Raw genomic sequence first — 18,062 nt, 5'->3', positions numbered from 1 at the left:
TGACAACCAGCCTCCATCTCACACTGGCCCAATGTCTACACCGCCGTCAGATCAGGCGCAATTTTTAGAGGTGCCCTTAAGCTATATGCGCCTTTCATCCAGGGGTTGCAGTGGTCCTTTCGCATCAATCAACGCGGGGTCTAATTTCATCTACCCTTGCATAAGGCTGTATTTCGCCGAGTGGGCGCATCTGCGTTGCCACCTTCTGGACTTTTAATAGGAAACGAGAGTTATACTCGGGCAATCGGGCAAGACTTGAGGATGCGGATGAGCAGTTTCGAAAGCGATTACAAGCGTATGGAGGAAGAGTTCCTGTCGATACGCGCAGAAATCGGGTATTTGAAAGCAACACTTGACGATCGCAACGAACGCCTGACCGCCGTTGGTGGTTTCCGGTCGCGCCGTGTTGCCTATACCCGCAAATCGCTGCCGTTGCTTTTGCTCGGGAAAGATCAGGCTGTCGAACCTCCGAACCAGCTTGCCAGACTGATTGCAATGGACAGGTTTGTCTTTGCCAATAGCCAGTCCTGAGCGGCGCGTGCCGGGTAAGTCCGGGGTCGCGCGCGACGACCGGACATGCAAAAGGCCCGGATGCTTGACCCGGGCCTTTTCTTGTCGAATTCGCCCCGTTACCCGATGAACAGATCGTCGTGCAACAGCGCGATTGTTGTGTTCTCGATGGTCAGCATGTCACCGCCGTCAAAGGAAAAGACAACGTCGCTGCCAACCTGATCCGCATAGGAAAACGGATCGGACGCGCCGATGTTATGCAGCACGATTGTGTCGATGTCGGCCTCGAAGTCCATGATGGTATCGTGCCCGTCACCCGCGCCGAAATGGAAGACATCCTTTCCCGCATTGCCGTAAAGCCGGTCATTGTCCGCGCCGCCATAAAGGTGATCGTCGCCATTGCCGCCGAACAGTCTGTCGCGGCCGTTTTCCCCATAAAGGATGTCGTCGCCGCCCTGGCCACGCAGTTTGTCGTTGCCGTTGCCGCCAAGAATGATGTCCGCTCCGCGCCCGCCCTTGACGGTGTCGTTCCCGTCAAGGCCCGCCAGAATATCGGCACCACGATTGCCCGTAAGCCAGTTCTTTCCGCCATCGCCGTAGGTGACGAAGGCGCTGCCGAAATCGGTCGGTGCGTCGGTCGATGATGGATAGATCGCGGTGACCTCGACGGGTTGAGGCAGGGGTGTGTTGTCCACGACGGGACTGTCCGTCGAGGCGGGCGGGGTGGGTGTTTCCTCTGGCTGCGTGTCCACTGCGGGTGGGGTGTTGTCCGGGACGCTTTCCACCGGGGCCGTATCCACTGGCGCTGTTTCTACTGGCGGAATGTCGGCTGGCGGCGTGTCGAGAGTATCGTTCGCCTGCGTCCCGTCCGACTGGGGCGTTGATCCGCTTGCGGACAGATCCCATGGCGTGTTGATGCCATGACCAGCCATAGCCGCCTCGATCGACGCGTTGCTTGGGTCGATGGTGCCGGTCAGGTCTCTGTCCGCAACGAAGGGGATCAGGCCCGCGTCGATCGCTTTGGCGATAAACGTTTCCTGTTTCGCATCCTGCGTCGGATAAGAGGTCGCAAGAACAAACTTGTCGGCGTTCAAAGCGTTCTGGATGTATTCAAGATCGCCACTCGTCCAACCCGATGTGTTGTTGCCGTTATACCAAAGATCCTCGACACCCAAGCCGTCGATCGCGTCAAGATACGGGGTGTTCGGGCCGCTGTCGGGGTTGTTCTCGTTCACAGAAAGAAGGCCAACGGCGTTCTGGGGAACAACCAGAAAATTCGGGTCCTGAGCCTTGGCATAGTCGGACAGGGCTATGACGAAATCAATCATCTCTTGCCGAAGCTCTGCATCGGTTCCGGGATAGGCGTTCTTGACCTGGGCAACATCGTAGGCATCAACGATATCAAGATAGATGCCGTTGTAGCCAAGCGTCAGCGCCTCGTCGACGCGGGCGAAAATGGTCGACTGCCATTCCGTATCCCAGAATTTCACCAGATAGTTCCCCTCCCAGTCGGGGTTCTCTCCGAGCAAAAATGAGGGGGCGTTGGCGGACCAGTTTCCGTCCTGCCAGTAGTCGCGATAATTCTCGGCCTCTCCGATGCTGACATAGGTAATCAGCACTTTGCCCTGATCCTGTTGCAGCGTGTCAATCTGGCTGGCCGTCAGGCTGGCATCGTCCATATCGATCACGGCAACATTGAAATCGCTTGCCGACAGGGATTTATAATTCGCGTTTTGTAACTGATAGAGAAAGGGAAGGGTCATGTGGGTATCCGATCTGTTATTTCATTCATCTCAAAGCGCGGAGCGGTCCGGCTTTTAAAGTGCGGGACGGCGCATTTTTGGCGACGTGCTTGGGGTACGCGGGAAATCAGAACCGAAAATGAACAAGTGCATGCCACCATTAATTTGCATGCGGTGCCGTTTGGATCTGGCGGAAGAGTTGCAGATGATTTGAACGCCGGCGTGGCGGAAATGCGTTAAAGTCGAGGCGGAGCATTCGCCTGATCGCATCGGAGTTTTCCAATTCCGATCATCCTTGGGGGCGTATATTTTCTGCGTCAAAACGCCGTTTCCTTTATTCAAGACACAGCTTCGCCGTTTCGTTTCCGTTGCCGAAAAAGACCGACGAACCGGTTATCCGATGCGTTAACCCTGCTTGCGTTGTCTGAACTGGTTCAGACCCCTCGCGATGGTGGCTCTTGGGTGGCCCCTATCGTTATTGGTATGAGTAATGGCACCATTGAATCGCCGCAAACGGTTTGATCAGAGGCGGGCGGAAACCCGCTTTTTCGGCCATTCTTGCGCAGAAACACGCGCATTCACCCGTTTTGCCGTCAACGGGCGGCGCACACGGGCAGGCCCCCTGTCTCGCCGCTCCTTACGTCTTTCGGATGACCTCCTTAAGCCCAGTTGGCCAAAGACCGGATCATTGGCATGATATCATTAGATATTTATCGGGAATGCCATTTTCGTTGACTGTTTTGAACAGTTTTCACTGGATTAGTTATTAAGGGGATCAATTGGATGCCAACACTTGACGGTAATTTGGATGATTGGACGGCTGATACCCGTTTGGATACACCAGCGACCGGCGCTGAGGGATTTGCCATTTACGGCGATCTTGTGGGTGACACCTACTTTTTCGCGATTTCGTCGAGCGTTCCTATTGGTCCGAATACCACCATCTGGCTGGATACTGATCTGAACCGCGCGACGGGGTTTCAGGTGTTCGGTGGAACAACCGGCGCCGATTATAACATAAACATCGCGGGTGACGGCACGCTGGCGCTTTACACAGGCGCGGCCGGAGAGACGGCTGTCGCGACGTCCTTGACCTATGCCTACAACGGGGCCGGAACGATCATTGAGATTGCGATTCCGAAATCGGACTTTTCCACGGTTCCCTCGGCTCTCAGGCTTTATGCAGACGTGAATGATACCGTGCTCTTGCCAAATAGTACGGCCAGTTACGCCAATACGAATTTCTTCGTGTCGGCCCATGCCGTGACGACCGGCCCCGAGATGCGCGTCGCGATTGTTTATTCGGAAACCTCGGCGAATGCGTTTTACGATCTGACAAACTATGGCCAGTTGTTCATGTCCGCGCAAAACCAGGCGATGCAGGCCGGTATTCCCTTTGACGTTCTGTCAGAGGCGGACCTGACCAACGTCGACAACCTGATCGGCTATGACGCGATTATTTTCCCCAGCTTTTCGCATGTGAACAGCGCCGATCTTTCGGCAATCACCGCTGCCCTGACGATCGCGTCGCAGAATTACGGTGTCGGGCTGATCGCCGCTGGCAACTTTATGACCAACGACGAGACAGGCGCGGCCTTGCCCGCGACCTATGCGCTGATGAACGCGTTGCTTGGGGTCGGGTACAACGCCGGATTTGGCAGCACTGATGGCGTCCAGTTGGTGGCGACAAATGCGGCCAACCCGGTGCTTGACACCTATGCTGCGGGCGAGGTCGTCGGGGATTATTCGAACACTGGGTATCAATATTTCTTCGACACGACCGGCACCGGCGAGGTTCTGTTCAGCCAGAATGTCACGGGTGCCAATGCCGGCACCTATGACGCCGTAATCGCAACCACCACGTCCGCACGCAACGTCCATTTCGCGAGTGAGGCCCTGCTGGGCAACAACAACATTCTGGGCGAGGTGATTGACTGGGTGGTCAGTGGCAATGAAATCGACGTCTCGCTGGCGATGACGCGCGGCACGTCGCTGTTCTTTTCGCGCACAGACATGGACCAGTCGCAAGTGTCGGGTGAAATTCTGTCGCCCGGTATTTATGACGCGATGCTGCCGATTATCGAGAATTGGTATAACACCTACGGGTTTGTGGGGTCTTATTACATCAATATCGGGGCGGACGCGCCGGGGGTCGGCAACGACTATACCGATTGGGCGGTGTCGGGGCCGTTCTATGAGCAGTTGCTTGCGCTGGAAGGCGAGATTGGCACGCACAGCTGGACCCATCCCGATGACACCAACCTGTTGGTCGCGGATACGCCAGCGATATCGGCCGCGCTGGCAAAGCTTGATCCGCAGACTTTGGACCTGTCCGTTCTGGATGATACGGAAAAGGCGCTGTTGCTGACCTCTTTCACCTTCCAGTTCGAATATTCCAAGCGAAAGATCGAACAGGAACTGGGCATCATCACAACCGGAACGGCCGTGCCCGGCGCGCCTGAAAAGCTGGACGCATCGCAGCCGATCATCCAGTTTTTCGATTACATGAGCGGGGGATATTCGGCAACCGGCGCGGGGTTTCCGGGGGGCTTCGGGTTCCTGACGCCCGCATTGGACGACAAGGTCTACCTGGCCCCGAACATGTCGTTCGACTTTACCCTTGTCGGGTTTCAAATGTTGACGGCAGAGCAGGCGTCCGCAGTCTGGGCGGCGGAATATGCCGAAATCCTAAGCCACGCGACAACGCCGATCATCGCCTTTCCGTGGCACGATTACGGCGTGACGAACTCGCTTAACGATCCAAACCAGATTTACACGCAGGCCATGTTCGAAACGATCATTGCGCAGGCTGCGGCGGATGGAACGGAATTTGTAACCGGCGAAGAGCTCGCCTCGCGGATCGAGAGCTTTTCGAACAGCACGCTGAGCGTGGCGCGCAATGGCAATGTCATGACCGCCACGGTCGGGTCGTCCGATGCGGGCTCTTTCGCGCTGACCGTCGGGGATGCAAACACGGTCATTTCAAGCGTGGCAAACTGGTATGCCTACAACGGCAATCAGGTGTTCCTGCCATCCCTTGGTGGCACCTTCGAGATCACCACCGGCCTGCCCGTTGCGGATGTGACGCATATCACCGGCCTTCCGACACGGGCCGATCTGCTAAGCCTGACGGGGGACGGTGGCGACCTTGGCTTTACCTTCAACGGCAAGGGCAATGTTACGGTCGACCTTCGGGCGCAATCGGGCGAGTCCATTGTCATCACCGGCGCGGATGGCGTGACATTGGTTGATGATCATGTGACGCTGGCCTTCGATGCGGTGGCGGATCACACGGTTATCGTCGATTACTCGACCGGCACGGCCCTGGTGGGCACATCGGGTGGCGACATTATTCTTGGCGGAAATGCGTCTGAAACCATAACCGGCAATGCTGGCAACGATATCATCGGCGGCGGCGGCGGGCAGGACAGCATTCAGGGTGGCGCGGGAAACGACGTGATCTCGGACAGTGGCGGCGCTTCGGTTTCCGGCGGTTCGGGGAATGACCAGGTCATCAGCCTGACAAATGACAGCACCCTGACGGACGAGCAGGACGCAGGCGTCAGCGCGACCTCTCTGGCGGTGAACGACGTCTATGTCGGGGGGATCGGGGCGGATACGATCCGGGGATTCAACGGCAACGATATTCTGATCGGCGACGCCTCTAAGAACTTCGGCGGTAATGACGTGATCGACGGCGGCATCGGCCTTGACCTATTGGAAGGGCGCGGCGGGGCGGATGTGTTTATCTTCCGCGAAAATGACAGCCAAGTCGATGACGGCACCGGCACCCTTGTCATAATGGGCGGCGGCGATGTGATCGGCGCGTTCGATTTCGGCACGGGTTTCGGCGCTTCGGTTATGGATATTACGGCAGTGACCCCCGTGGGTGCCGATTTTCAGGTTGGGCTGGATAAGGTCCAGTTGATCGGTTTTACAAATGCCGCCGATATTCAAAGCAATCTGGGGAGTTACCTGACCGAGGTTGCTGGCAACGCCGTGTTCGAGGATTCAGGGACGCGGATCACCTTCTTTGGCGTGACCGTTGCCGAACTGTCGATTGATGATTTCACCTTTATATAGAGGCCATAATTTTATGACGTATTTTATTGAACACCTTTCGCCGCGCGGATTTCTCAAGGCCATTGCAGTTGGTTCCGTCGGGGTTCTGTCGGCATGCGGTGGCGGCGGGAACCCGTTGGGAACTGGCGGCACCCCCGTTGCCCTGACGGGAACGGTCGATGTTCTGGCGCTGGACAATGGAACACTGACGCCATCGGCGACGCAGGGTTTGTATGATGCGGTTGCCGACACGGTCACGATTGCGGGCACGACGTATCCTGTCGACCGCAACGGCAACCTTTATTCCGGTCTGATCGAGGGGGGTGCACCCAATCAGGTCGGAATGATCCAAACGCCCGTCGCCTCTATGCCGACGATGGGGACCGCCAGTTACACTGTCGGAAAAGGGCGCGCGTTTGTGACCGATGCGGTCAATGGAACGGCCTATGATGTTACAATGTCAGCGACGCTGAATGCTGTGTTCAGCGGCGTCGGGGCGGGCGTGGACCTGGCGATGTCCAACCCCGCTGGGACGCAGATAACAGGCCAGACCATTGTTCCCTATCCAGCTGGCGCTGGCGGCACGATTACGGTGAACGATATGGCAATCTCGGGCGCGAGTTTCACCGATGCGCCGGGAACAACGGTGTCGGTCGCCGGATTTGGAGCAGGTGGTATACTGATCCAGGACGGTGTGACCGTCACGCTGAATGCCTTGGGCAACTTCGCGGGCCCGTCGGCGAATGAAGTCGGCGTTGTCGGCGGCGTCAGGGATTTAAACACAGGCAACGAGGCTGTGTTCAACGCCATTGCGAGGTAATGCGGCATTAAGGTAATGCGATCAGCCCACCCGTGAATTTCGGGCGGGCTGCACCATAGGCGCCTTCCGGTCTTAGTGGTTGCCCCACGGTCCGTGGTGGGCGCCCGTTTCGCCGATCCGCTCAAACCCGTGGGCGCCGAAAAAGTCGCGCTGCGCCTGAATCATGTTTGCGGTCGACCGGCCCGTGCGCATGATGTCGAAGTAGGACAGGGCGGCGGACAACGCCGGAACCGGCAGGCCGTTGGTCATGCTGGTGGCGACCACGCGGCGCAGCGCGCCGTGGTTCGCCTGTAGCAGGCCTGTGAAAAACGGCGCGAACATCAGGTTGCGGTCGGGCGCGTCGGACAGCGCGCTTGCCATGTCGTTCAGCATCGACGAGCGGATGATGCAGCCTTCGCGCCAGACGCGCGCCACCTCTGGCAGGGGCAGATCCCACCCGAAGGCGGGGTTGGCGGCGGACAGCAAGGCGAAGCCCTGCGTGTAGCACAGGATCTTGCCCGCGATCAAAGCGGCCTCCAGATCATCCAGCGACAGCGCATCTGCGGCAAGACGCTGTGGCGCGGCCCCGAACAGCGCCTCGCCCTCGGTGCGGGTGTCAAGCTGTGCGGACAGGTTGCGCGCGGTTACGGCGGCCTCGATCACGGGGATCGGGGCAGCCAGATGCTGCGCCTCGATCGCGGTCCAGCGGCCTGTGCCCTTTTGCCCCGCGCGGTCAAGGATCACATCCAGCATCGCCTTGCCGGTTTTCGCGTCGGTTGCCGCGGCGACCTTACCGGAAATCTCGGTCAGGTAGGATTGCAGCGGGCCCTTGTTCCAGCGGTCGAAGGTCGCGGCGCAGTTTGCCGCGGTCATGCCAAAACCGTCACGCATGACGCCGTATGCCTCTGCAATCATTTGCATATCGGCGTATTCAATGCCGTTGTGCACGGTTTTGACGAAATGCCCGGCCCCGCCCTTACCCATCCATGTGGCGCAGGGGGTTCCGTCGTATTTTGCGGAAATCGCCCGCAGGATATGGGCAACGCGGTCCCAGTGCGCCTTGTCGCCGCCGCCCATGATCGATGGGCCGTGCCGCGCCCCTTCTTCGCCCCCCGAAACGCCGATCCCAAGAAACGGAACGCCTGCGGTTGCGGCTTCTGCCGCACGGCGGTTGGTGTCGTTGAAATTGGCGTTGCCTGCGTCGATGATCAGATCGTCTTTGTCCAGAAGCGGGCGCAGGGCCGCGATCTGTTCGTCCACGGCTTCGCCTGCGGGAACCATCAGAATGATCGCGCGGGGCCTGGCGATTGAGGCGATCAACGCCTCCAGTGTGTCGCACGGTGTGATGCGCTGGGCCAGATCCCCCGAGGCGTCAAAGAAGGATTTTGTTGTCGCGGTGGTGCGGTTGAATACGGAAATGGCAAAGCCTTTTTCCGCAATATTCAACGCAAGCATCGCGCCCATTGTGCCCAGGCCGATCAAGCCGATTTCGGATTTAGTCATGGGTGGTTCACTCCTGCACGGTTCGGTTCAATCGAATGCGGCCGGTCGTCGTGGTGATGCACCGCGGTTAACGTCTATCCCCGCCTTGGACGAAATTGTATACCAAACGGGGTGTCCTTGCGCTCGGGATTAACCTGCCTGACCGCGTGATGCAATCCACCCCGAAGTCTGGGGGTTTGATCCGGCGTGCCTGCCACGCAGCGGCTTTGACGCTTTGTTGGATTTCCGCCCTTGACTGCACAGGCGGGCCATACAGATAACTGTCACACTTGGCACCACAGCCAGACGAATACGGAGATACGCGGTGACGGCTGACGGCCCTTCAAATGATCCGGTGGCCCCGCGTGCCCCTGTGGCCGCGCGGTTGATCGTGCTGATGGGGGTCGCGGGATGCGGAAAGTCGTCTGTGGGGCTGGCCTTGGCCCCGCACCTGAACTCTGTCTATCTTGACGGTGACGACCTGCATCCGCCCGCGAACATCGCCAAGATGAGCCGGGGACAGCCGCTGGTGGACGATGACCGCTGGCCCTGGCTTGACCTTGTCGGGAACAGGTTGCGGCAACAAAAAGGCCCGATCATCATCGGGTGTTCTGCCTTGCGCCGCGCCTATCGCGACAGGATCAGACAGGCGGCAGGCGGGGCGGTGACGTTTATTCACCTGAACGGCAGTCGCGCGGTGATAGAGCGGCGCATGTCGGCACGCGCAGGGCATTTCATGCCGGTGGCCCTGCTGGACAGCCAGTTCGCAACGCTGGAGGCACCAAGCCCGGACGAGCCCGCGATCAGCGTCGAGATCGACCAGCCGATGGAGGCGATCCTGACCGAGATCCTGGATCTGCTTCACAAGGATCGGGACATTCCTGCAACGCTTTGATCCCGCAGCTTTTTTAGATTCCCCTTTTTTGGCTTGGTGCGTATTGTGGTCAAAAGGCTTCGTCGCCACGCGGAATTTTCAAGTAGCAAGTAACATGAATAGGGCCATCCAATGATTGAAGCGCTGCGACTGTGCCAAGAACAGAATTTGGATTTCAAGGCCTTGTTCCGGTTTCAATATATCCTGTCCCGTAAAAAATGTGATGCTCCCGGAATGAACCATAGGGCGGTCGGGCGTCACCATCTTTACACGGGGCAATCGGTTCATCTTGCCAATTTACTGGACGGCAAGGGGCAGGCGATCGGTGTCGTGATCGGGATAGCGGTCGACCGGACGGGGCTGATCGAAGGGGATTGGACCATTCCCGGCATCGACGCAGATCTGCCGGATTTTTTCGACCGGTTCGAGGCTTATATTCGGGATGTCGCAGGGCGCTATACCTTCGTTTTGACCATCGGAACAGAAGAGCGTGTCTATGGCGATCCCGTCGGTATGAACGGGCTGGTCTATCATCGGGGCGCCGCGCGCGTTGCGTCATCGCTGCACCTTTGCCTTGATCGGGAAGTCCGGGAGCATCCTCTGTACGATCATGCGCGGATGGAAAAAACGGGCGGAAAATACTCGCTGCTGCACACGCGCGACGCAGAGGTGCGGCGGGTGAACCCGAATTTTTATCTGGATTTGGACAATTTCCACGAAACACGGTTCTGGCCGCGTGACGAAGTGTTCCATCATGATCCGGCGGATTACAGTCGGGTGGTCGATGAAATCATGTCAACCACGCGCCATGTTGTCGGGGCCATAGCCGACCGCTTTACTTGCGCGATGCCGGTTTCCGGCGGGCGGGACAGTCGGCTTTTGGTTGCGATGTCGGGCGATCAGGCCACTAAAATCGAACAGATTTATACACATATCACAAATTACTCGACGCGTAAGGACGCCGGGGTGGCGGCGCTGGTCACGCAGGAACTTGGTTTGCCTCACGAAGTCCATTCGTGGAGAGATTTTGCAAAGAAGCAAACACCCGACGAGTTGGCTGAAATGCTAAAAGAGTTCCGGGTGTCGGCGGGCACCAAAGCGGCCTTGCCCAACGAATTGCAGTCGGGTGTGTTCAACGCGCTGACAGACGGCGCTGTGATGCTGCGCGGGCATCAAACAGATTTGCTACGTGCGGTTTTCGTTGTCACAACGGACAAGAAAAGGTGGAAGAACTTTTTTTGGCAGGTCCGCAAACTTGGAATACTGCCGGGCAAAGATTTCGATGCTGTTCAATTCGCCCATTTCTTACCCGACTACGAGGCGTGGTTGAAAACCTTGCCGCGCAATGCGCTGAACAAGCAGATAGATTTCATGTTTCTCGAACTTTACTATTCATCCACGTTGGGCGTCACATTCCCTGCGCTATCGCGCAACTTCTATATGTCCCCGTTCAACAGTCGCCGTCTTATTACGCTGGCATTGGGATTCGACGACGATTACCGGGTCAATGAAGGGCCGGTCCGTGATATTTTGGAACGGGTGAACCCGAAGCTGAACACGATCCCCTATGCCTATGAGTTTTCCGATATGAAAGCGCTTGAGAGCGATGGTTCGACGGCCGATGAGGCCACCCGTGAGATGCAGGGCAGTGCCGCGGTGAACGTCGGGCAATAGAACCAGTGCGGGCGGCTTCTCTCTTATCAATGTGCAAATTTGCGGATGACGCGGCGCAAAATAGTCGCATTGTGCAAATTGCTGGCATGTTGAAATCTTTTGCTATAAAAAAACTCCGATGACTTACGTCATCGGAGCATTGGTCATAGAAATCTTGAGGCACCACCACTCACGAAAGTGTCTCAGGGAAGAGGTAATAACCTAAGACTACGGCAAGTATAAAAATTGTCAAGATTGACAGCTTTCGAGCGGACTATTTAATCGAGAGATCGGCAGTACGGGGTGTATTTGATGGACAAGTTCAAAGAGATTTTCGAGCTTCGCGCGATCTTGATGCGAATGGAACGTGACGTTGGGCTTGATGGCCTGACAAGTGCGGAAAAAGATGTATTTCTGGCTGTGCAAAGCCTTTCCGCAAAAGTCGGTGCCGTGGTCGCGTCGAACGAGATACGAAACCATCAGAATGTAAGATCCCTGTCACAGGCGACGTATCATCGCATATTGCGAACGTTGCTGGAACGCGGGCTGCTGGGGCGCGCTGCCGGGTCCAAGGCAAATTCTTACGTTGTCACGGCGGGTCGAATCTGAACTTTGTTCGGCGACGACACCATCATGCTATGGTTTTTGTAATATTGTGGCGATTTCGAACTTGAAGTCGTGATCGTTCGGTTCGGTTGGTTTGCATAGTTTGACCCGCCTCGGTCATGTCGGGCCTGATTTTTTATAAATCCAGAGTTGTCAGGATGATCCGATCATGAGGGAAGACCACAACATAGCGCCGTCGTGCAAGCCAGTGACCGGAAAAACGAATTCCGGTCTTTTGATCTGGTTCAGGGGGGGGGCGGGCAAGGCCGTGATGGTCGTGCTTGCCTATGCCCTGTGTCACGGTGCGACTGCGCTATTTGTATACCCCCTTCAAAGCTTTCTTCTGGCGGATATTACTGTCTTTGCAAGTCTGGTTTACCTGCCTCATGGCGTCAGGGTGCTTTCCACGTTCTTTTGGGGGTGGAAGGCGGTGCCCGTTCTGTTTGTCGCCGGCCTGATCTCGGACCTTGTTTTTATGCCCGCGGGTGTACATCTTTATGATGAGCCGACGATTTATATTTCACTACTGGTGGGCGCGGCATCCGCATTCCTCGGGTTCGAAGCCCTGCGGTTTCTGGGTCTGAACTATTACTCCGGCCAGAATCGGGCGATGAATTGGACGCAAATTGTCAGTGTCGGCATTGTGGCATCGCTTTTCAACTCGGTCGGGCAAAGCATAACATTCAGCGGACGAATTCTGCCCGAGGATGGAGTCGCCACATTTGTGACCTATGTCATCGGTGATGTCGTGGGGCTGGTCGTGGCGATGTTTGTGCTGATGTTGATCTTCAGGTGGATCCGTTTCGCAACCGCACCCGAAGGGACGTGACCCGCATATGTGGTGGGGCAACCATTGAACACCCCTGCGGATTTGACCCTGTGTAGAATGGAAAACGGCGGCCCGGGCATTACCCGAACCGCCGTTTCCAAATTCTTGACTGACGGAATGTTCCGTCAGGACCAGCTTACGCCAGTGCGAGATCGCCAGCAGATTGCTTGCCGTCACGACCTGTTTCCAGCTCGTACGTTACTTTCTGGTTGTCGTCCAAACCGGACAGACCTGCACGCTCGACAGCAGAAATGTGCACAAACACATCGTTGCCGCCGTTGTCGGGCGAAATAAAGCCGAAGCCTTTAGTAGAGTTGAACCATTTTACGGTGCCGTTTGCCATCCGTTTATCTCCTGATAACTACCACCCGCAAAACGCGGTGGCCTTGGTGCAGTGGGATCTTAATTTGAAAACCGTCCATCTGCAGTAGGCGTCGGAGAATTCGGTGAAAGATTACTTCACCCCCCTCACATAGCCTTGAACGGGGGAAATACAACCCACAGAAACGATTTAGGCCGTATGTTGCCATATTACTTGGTCTTTTCCGGCAAGGTTTGTGCCAACCCCCTATTTGAAAAGGGAATCCGCCAGAAGCCGCACAACCGTTTCTTGATTGAGAAACCCCGTGACAGGCAGGTCGCGTGCCTGTTGATACCTGCGGATCGCGCGGCGCGTGTCGTCGTCGAATGCGCCATCAACTGCACCGGGCCGCAACCCGACCGCATCAAGCCGGTTCTCGATCAGTTTCTGCGTCTGGATGTTCAGGCCAAGCTGTTCTTCGACACGGCGGGCGGCGGCGTTGGTGTCCGCGTTGGATTTTTCTGCGGTCAACGCATCAATCCGGGCCTGCGCTTCGTCGGAAAACGCGCCATTGGGAAAGGCGGCAAGATATGCCCGATAGCCTTCTTCGGACCCCGCTGTTGCGGCCGCATCCCAGGCTTGCCGGTCTTGTGCAGCAGCGGCGGCGCGCTTGTCATCCTCCAGGGCATCAAGCTTGATCTGCGCCTCTTCGGCAAAGACCCCGTCGGGAAAACGTTTGACATAGGCCCGCAATCCGACCTCGTCCCCGGCGGCGCCGGTGTCCTTCCAATAGGCGCGATCCAGACGTTCCTGTTCGATGCGGCGCAGCTCTGCCTCGGTCTCCAGTTCGGTCGCGCGGCGTTGCGCCTGTGTGTCCAGGCGGTTGATTTGTTCGCGGGTCAGAAAGCCCGTTGCGTCGAAACCGTTCTGGCTTTGCCATGTCGAAATCGCACCGCGCGATGCGGGGCCGAACAATCCGTCAATGCCGCGCGGGTTGATGTCCAGAATGGACAGGTCGCGCTGGATCTCGCGCCGCTGGTCCCGTGTCAGCCCAAGCGCGTCTTCGGCAAGCCGCGCCTGACGGTTTGGGTCATTGCGGATTTCAGCCATCAGGCGGTTCGCGTCCGCGGCATGTGCGCCATCCGGAAACCGCATGAGGTAATCCTGATATCCGGCGATCACATCGGCGCGCTGCGCCTCGTCCCAGGCTGCCTGCTCGTTGCTGTCTGGAACCTCTGGCTTTGCGGGGGTGGTCCGCACGCCCTCCAGAAACCGGTAATCCTCTGGCAGGTAACCCTCGGCCTGCAAACCCTGGCGACGCGCCGCCTGCACCGTGAGGGAAAGCGCGGGAAGGGCAATGGCGTCTTTGGCAAAAGAGGCAATGGCGCGGGTGCCACCTTTGAAAACAGTGACGCCCTGCGGTATGCTCAGGCGGCCCAGACCGCGTTCCAGATAGGGGCCGGCAGAGACGCCCGCGTCATCATCATCTGCGACCAGAAGAAGGGCGCGCCCGGGATGCTGCTTCATGACCGCCAGCACGGTGGACAGCGCCAATGCCTCGGATGGCAGGCGTGACAGGCCGGGGGAGGCAGGGCTATCGACCCCCAATAGCCAACTGTCTTGAGAACTGTTCAGAAACCGCCCCGCAAGGACGACAAGAATGCGGTCCGCCTCGGTCGCGCCCGCAACGAATTGCTCGATCGCGTCCACAAGTTCAACGCGCGACGCATCTGTGCGGCCAACCACGTCAAAGCCCAGACCTTCGAATACCGGCGCCGCTGCGACAACATCGGCACCCCCCCGAAGATCCCGTTGCGCGGCGTATTCGGCGTTTCCGATGATCAGCGCGATATCCGCCCCAAAAGCCGGACCGCACAGGATCATCCACGCGGCTGTCGTCCATAGGAAACGCGTCATCATTGTTTCTCCCCCCTGATGCCCGACGCAAGACTGCGCGCCAGAGCAAGTCATAATTCCAGATCATCGTAACATGGATTGTCCGGGGGGCACGCAGAAGTGTTGGCGGCTGGCGATGTATGGCCACCGAGGGGGCGGGGCCAGCCGAATTGGGTTACTTCATTTTTTCGCCTTCGCGGACTTCTCTTCCTTGGTCAGCTTGTTGTTCCAGCTGTTGTTGCTGATCCCAAGCTCGCTGGGCATGGGTTTGGTTTTGCCGACACTGACATTTCCCCCTTTTTCCAGATACTGTTTTATCAGGTCTTCATCGGTATTCTTTTTGGGTATCTGTTTCATCGTCGTGACGCTGTCCTTCACTTCTCTGTTTCAGGCAGACCTAGACTATTGGTTTATCTTGCCAATGTCTGCCGACACCGGCATTGGTAACGATTATACGGGATCAATGACACACTGTTATGAAACCGGCCCCGCGCATTCAGGCCGGGTTTTGCCGAAGGGCCGCCAAATGCCACGCATCCCGCCTTTTTCAATGCTTCATATGCTATGCGGTTGCAGATTCCCATGCTAAGATGGGGCATCGAAAAGAGGCGTATTCTATGGCTTCAAATGGCATTTCGGTCCTTGTCGGCACCACAAAGGGGGCGTTCCTGATTTCTGGCGGGGGCGACCGTAGCAATTGGGCCATCACAGGCCCGCTGTGTGATGGATGGCCGATCAACCACTTTATCGGCGACGCGGCCACCGGAACGCTTTGGGCGGCTGGTGGCGGCGAGTGGCACGGCGCCGGGGTCTGGCGGTCTGAAGACGGCGGCGAGAGTTGGGACATCGCGAAGCTTTCCAAAGGCACTGTCGATGACTGGGCCGCGACTGATCCCGACTTTGCGAAGATGATCGGCTGGACCGATGCGCCGCTGCCCTTTACCGATGAATTCTCCAGTGTCTGGTCGCTGTGCCACGCGCACGGGGTTCTTTATGCGGGCACAAAGCCGGCCTGCCTTTTGTCCAGCAGGGACGGTGGTGCAAGCTGGGAGCGGGTGCAGGGGCTGACCGACCATCCCTCTGCGAACAGCTGGAACCCCGGTGCCGCAGGGCTTGTCTTGCACAGTATCGTGCCCGCCCCGGACACCCCCGAAAAGCTGTGGGTCGGCATTTCGGCGGCGGGTGTGTTTGCAACCGAGGACGGCGGAGCAACCTGGGAGAGGCGCAACCGTCTTTCAAACGCGGAACCCTGTGCGCAGCACGACCATCCTGCCGCACCACGCGACGGGGAAATCGGCCACTGTGTTCACAACATGGTGCGGGCGCCCGGCCAGCCCGATCTGCTGTATCAGCAGAACCATCACGGCGTCTGGCGGTCGACGGATGGCGGTCGAAGTTGGGAAAACATAACCGACGGTTTGCCATCCACCTTCGGCTTTCCGGTCCGGGTGCATCCGCGCGACCCCGATACGATCTGGACGCTGCCGCTCAACGGTGACAGCAGCGGGCGCTTTCCCCCGGACGCGGCAGCGGCGGTCTGGCGCTCTCGCGATGGCGGGCAAAGCTGGCAGGCCATGCGCCGCGGATTGCCGCAAGAGGGTTGTTTTTTCACCGTGCTTCGTCAGGGCATGGCCGGGGATACGCGCGACCCGGCCGGGGTTTACTTCGGCACCAATAGCGGTTCCGTATTCGCAAGCCGTGACGAGGGGGAAACCTGGGAAGAAATCGCGCGGCACCTTCCGACGATCCTTGCCGTCGAGGTGCTTGATCGCGGTTGAGGTTTGCGGCCAACACCAATGCCGCAGGTCTTAGGCACTTTTCTTCTGAACGTTCCGGTGGCAAAACAGGCGCATGTCGAAGAAAACCCTGAACAAAGACAATTTGACGGCTCTTGGCGCGGATCGCCTTGCCGATCTGTTGCTGGAGGTCAGCACCGGCAGTGCAGAAATCAAGCGGCGTCTGCGGCTTGAACTCAGCCACAACCTTGGCCCGGAAGAACTTGCGCGTGATGTGCGCAAACGTTTGGCGTCCTTGCGCAAATCCACCAGTTTTATTGGCTGGCGAAAGCGCAAGGCGCTGATCAAGGATCTGGCGACGCAGGTCGGGATGATCACCGAAAAGATTGCGCCGGATAGCCCGACAGAGGCGTTCGATCTGCTGTGGCAGTTCATCGAACTGGCGCCGTCTGTCTACCAGCGGGTGGACGACAGCCGCGGCGATGTGGGGGATGTCTTTCGCGGCGCACGTCTGCAGTTCGTGGATATCGCGCCGCGCGCCGTTCTTGATCCGAAGGCGCTTGCCTCGCGGGTTTGGGACGCCATGCAAGGCAATGGATACGGCGAGTTCGACGGGATCATCGGCCTGCTTGCGCCCGCCATGGGGGATGCGGGCCTGAACCACCTGAAAACGCTGGTGCAGACCTTTGAGGATGCGCCTGTTCAGGACGAACCGGAGGAACACGCCGCGCTTCGCTTTTTGCGTGACTTGCGAAGTGCCAGCGGAACCTACGCCGCCGATCAAAAAACGCGGCTTGTCAAACTGTGCCGACAGGAAATTGCAGAGGCGCAGGGCGATACCGGCGCCTATATCGCGCAGTATTCAGAACAAGACCTGCAACGACCGAAGGTTGCAGCAGAGGTGGCCGAGCTTTTGCTTGCCGGGGGACGCGCGGACGACGCGTTGCACATATTGACCTGCGCCGACCAAAGCGGCAGAGCGGTCGGGCAGGCGCAATGGGACGCCAGCTATATCGCCTGCCTGATCGCGCTTGGCCGGTTGGATGACGCGCAAACGCACCGCTGGGCCTGTTTTACCCGGACGTTAAGCCGCCAGCACCTGTGCGACTACCTGAAGGTCTTGCCCGACTTCGACGACATAGACGCCGAGGACAGGGCGAAGGCGCATGCCTTGACGGCTCCGAACCTGACAGCGGCGCTGTCCTTCTTTCTTGACGGGTCCGATCTGATAAATGCCGCCCGCCTGATAGAGACGCGGGCGGAAGAACTGAATGGCGATCTTTACCACATCCTGACCCCAGCGGCAGAGGCCCTGCGCGAACGACATCCACTGGCGGCTGTCCTGCTGTGGCGCGCGATGATTGATCATTCTCTTGCCGAAAGCCGGACCACCCGCTACGGGCATGCGGCTGATCACCTGATGGATTGCGCCGCTCTGGACGCTGGTATCCCCGACTACGGGCGGTTCCTGCCACACCAAAAATATCTGGAGGCGCTGCGCACCCGACACGACAGAAAAGCGTCATTCTGGGGCCGGGTCACATAGACGATAGCCGGCTCTTTGCGGCACGT

At 58.1% G+C, this 18,062-nt stretch carries 14 protein-coding genes; 9 read left to right on the top strand and 5 right to left on the bottom strand.

Annotation, left to right across the window (positions count from 1 at the left end):
- Window positions 1-267: 267 nt before the first annotated feature.
- The gene (locus tag ACEN2R_RS16685) at window positions 268-531 is read left to right on the top strand and encodes a hypothetical protein (protein ID WP_442043816.1); all 264 of its coding nucleotides are present in this window, start codon (window positions 268-270) and stop codon (window positions 529-531) included.
- Window positions 532-629: 98 nt separating this feature from the next.
- Here the strand turns inward: ACEN2R_RS16685 and ACEN2R_RS16680 are convergent, their stop codons facing one another.
- Window positions 630-2,273 carry an MJ1477/TM1410 family putative glycoside hydrolase gene (locus ACEN2R_RS16680; RefSeq protein ID WP_442043815.1) on the bottom strand — a complete coding sequence of 548 codons (1,644 nt, stop codon included), beginning with the start codon at window positions 2,271-2,273 and terminating at the stop codon, window positions 630-632.
- 762 nt (window positions 2,274-3,035) lie between these two features.
- On the opposite strand from ACEN2R_RS16680, the gene ACEN2R_RS16675 reads away from it, so the two are divergent.
- Together ACEN2R_RS16675 and ACEN2R_RS16670 are read left to right on the top strand one after the other, a co-directional pair.
- On the top strand, window positions 3,036-6,335 hold the full coding sequence (locus ACEN2R_RS16675) for a hypothetical protein (RefSeq protein ID WP_442043814.1): 3,300 nt from the start codon (window positions 3,036-3,038) through the stop codon (window positions 6,333-6,335).
- 13 nt (window positions 6,336-6,348) lie between these two features.
- Window positions 6,349-7,134: a hypothetical protein gene (locus ACEN2R_RS16670; protein ID WP_442043813.1), complete on the top strand. Its 786-nt coding sequence runs from the start codon at window positions 6,349-6,351 to the stop codon at window positions 7,132-7,134.
- A 72-nt stretch (window positions 7,135-7,206) separates the two neighbouring features.
- Here ACEN2R_RS16670 and gndA read toward each other — a convergent pair whose 3' ends face one another.
- A complete protein-coding gene (gene gndA, locus ACEN2R_RS16665; protein ID WP_442043812.1) occupies window positions 7,207-8,616 on the bottom strand; it encodes an NADP-dependent phosphogluconate dehydrogenase in 1,410 nt (469 codons plus the stop codon).
- 304 nt (window positions 8,617-8,920) lie between these two features.
- Here gndA and ACEN2R_RS16660 point away from each other — a divergent pair, with 304 nt between their 5' ends.
- From ACEN2R_RS16660 to ACEN2R_RS16645, 4 genes are all read left to right on the top strand, one after another.
- On the top strand, window positions 8,921-9,490 hold the full coding sequence (locus tag ACEN2R_RS16660) for a gluconokinase (protein WP_442043811.1): 570 nt from the start codon (window positions 8,921-8,923) through the stop codon (window positions 9,488-9,490).
- 213 nt (window positions 9,491-9,703) lie between these two features.
- Window positions 9,704-11,143: a hypothetical protein gene (locus ACEN2R_RS16655; RefSeq protein ID WP_442043810.1), complete on the top strand. Its 1,440-nt coding sequence runs from the start codon at window positions 9,704-9,706 to the stop codon at window positions 11,141-11,143.
- 291 nt (window positions 11,144-11,434) lie between these two features.
- Window positions 11,435-11,731 carry a hypothetical protein gene (locus tag ACEN2R_RS16650; RefSeq protein ID WP_442043809.1) on the top strand — a complete coding sequence of 99 codons (297 nt, stop codon included), beginning with the start codon at window positions 11,435-11,437 and terminating at the stop codon, window positions 11,729-11,731.
- Between the two features lie 166 nt (window positions 11,732-11,897).
- Complete coding sequence (locus ACEN2R_RS16645) at window positions 11,898-12,557, top strand: hypothetical protein (RefSeq protein ID WP_442043808.1); 660 nt, start codon at window positions 11,898-11,900, stop codon at window positions 12,555-12,557.
- 136 nt (window positions 12,558-12,693) lie between these two features.
- On the opposite strand, the gene ACEN2R_RS16640 is transcribed toward ACEN2R_RS16645, so the two are convergent.
- The 3 genes from ACEN2R_RS16640 to ACEN2R_RS16630 form a co-directional block, all read right to left on the bottom strand.
- On the bottom strand, window positions 12,694-12,900 hold the full coding sequence (locus tag ACEN2R_RS16640) for a cold-shock protein (RefSeq protein ID WP_442043807.1): 207 nt from the start codon (window positions 12,898-12,900) through the stop codon (window positions 12,694-12,696).
- Window positions 12,901-13,125: 225 nt separating this feature from the next.
- Window positions 13,126-14,778: a peptidoglycan-binding protein gene (locus ACEN2R_RS16635; RefSeq protein WP_442043806.1), complete on the bottom strand. Its 1,653-nt coding sequence runs from the start codon at window positions 14,776-14,778 to the stop codon at window positions 13,126-13,128.
- 156 nt (window positions 14,779-14,934) lie between these two features.
- Window positions 14,935-15,111 carry a hypothetical protein gene (locus tag ACEN2R_RS16630; protein WP_442043805.1) on the bottom strand — a complete coding sequence of 59 codons (177 nt, stop codon included), beginning with the start codon at window positions 15,109-15,111 and terminating at the stop codon, window positions 14,935-14,937.
- A gap of 260 nt (window positions 15,112-15,371) precedes the next feature.
- Between ACEN2R_RS16630 and ACEN2R_RS16625 the strand changes: the two genes are divergently transcribed.
- Both ACEN2R_RS16625 and ACEN2R_RS16620 read left to right on the top strand, forming a co-directional pair.
- Window positions 15,372-16,532, top strand: coding sequence for a WD40/YVTN/BNR-like repeat-containing protein (locus tag ACEN2R_RS16625; protein ID WP_442043804.1), 1,161 nt, complete (start codon window positions 15,372-15,374; stop codon window positions 16,530-16,532).
- A gap of 73 nt (window positions 16,533-16,605) precedes the next feature.
- Entirely contained in the window at window positions 16,606-18,036 is a 1,431-nt protein-coding gene (locus ACEN2R_RS16620; RefSeq protein ID WP_442043803.1) for a DUF6880 family protein, read from the top strand.
- Window positions 18,037-18,062 lie beyond the last annotated feature (26 nt).

Source organism: Pseudogemmobacter sp. W21_MBD1_M6, from assembly GCF_052119585.1.
In the GTDB taxonomy this organism is placed as follows: Bacteria; Pseudomonadota; Alphaproteobacteria; order Rhodobacterales; family Rhodobacteraceae; genus JBGQOJ01.
The sequence above is the reverse complement of the archived record's forward strand: the minus strand, read 5'-3'. Positions and strand labels throughout refer to the sequence as shown.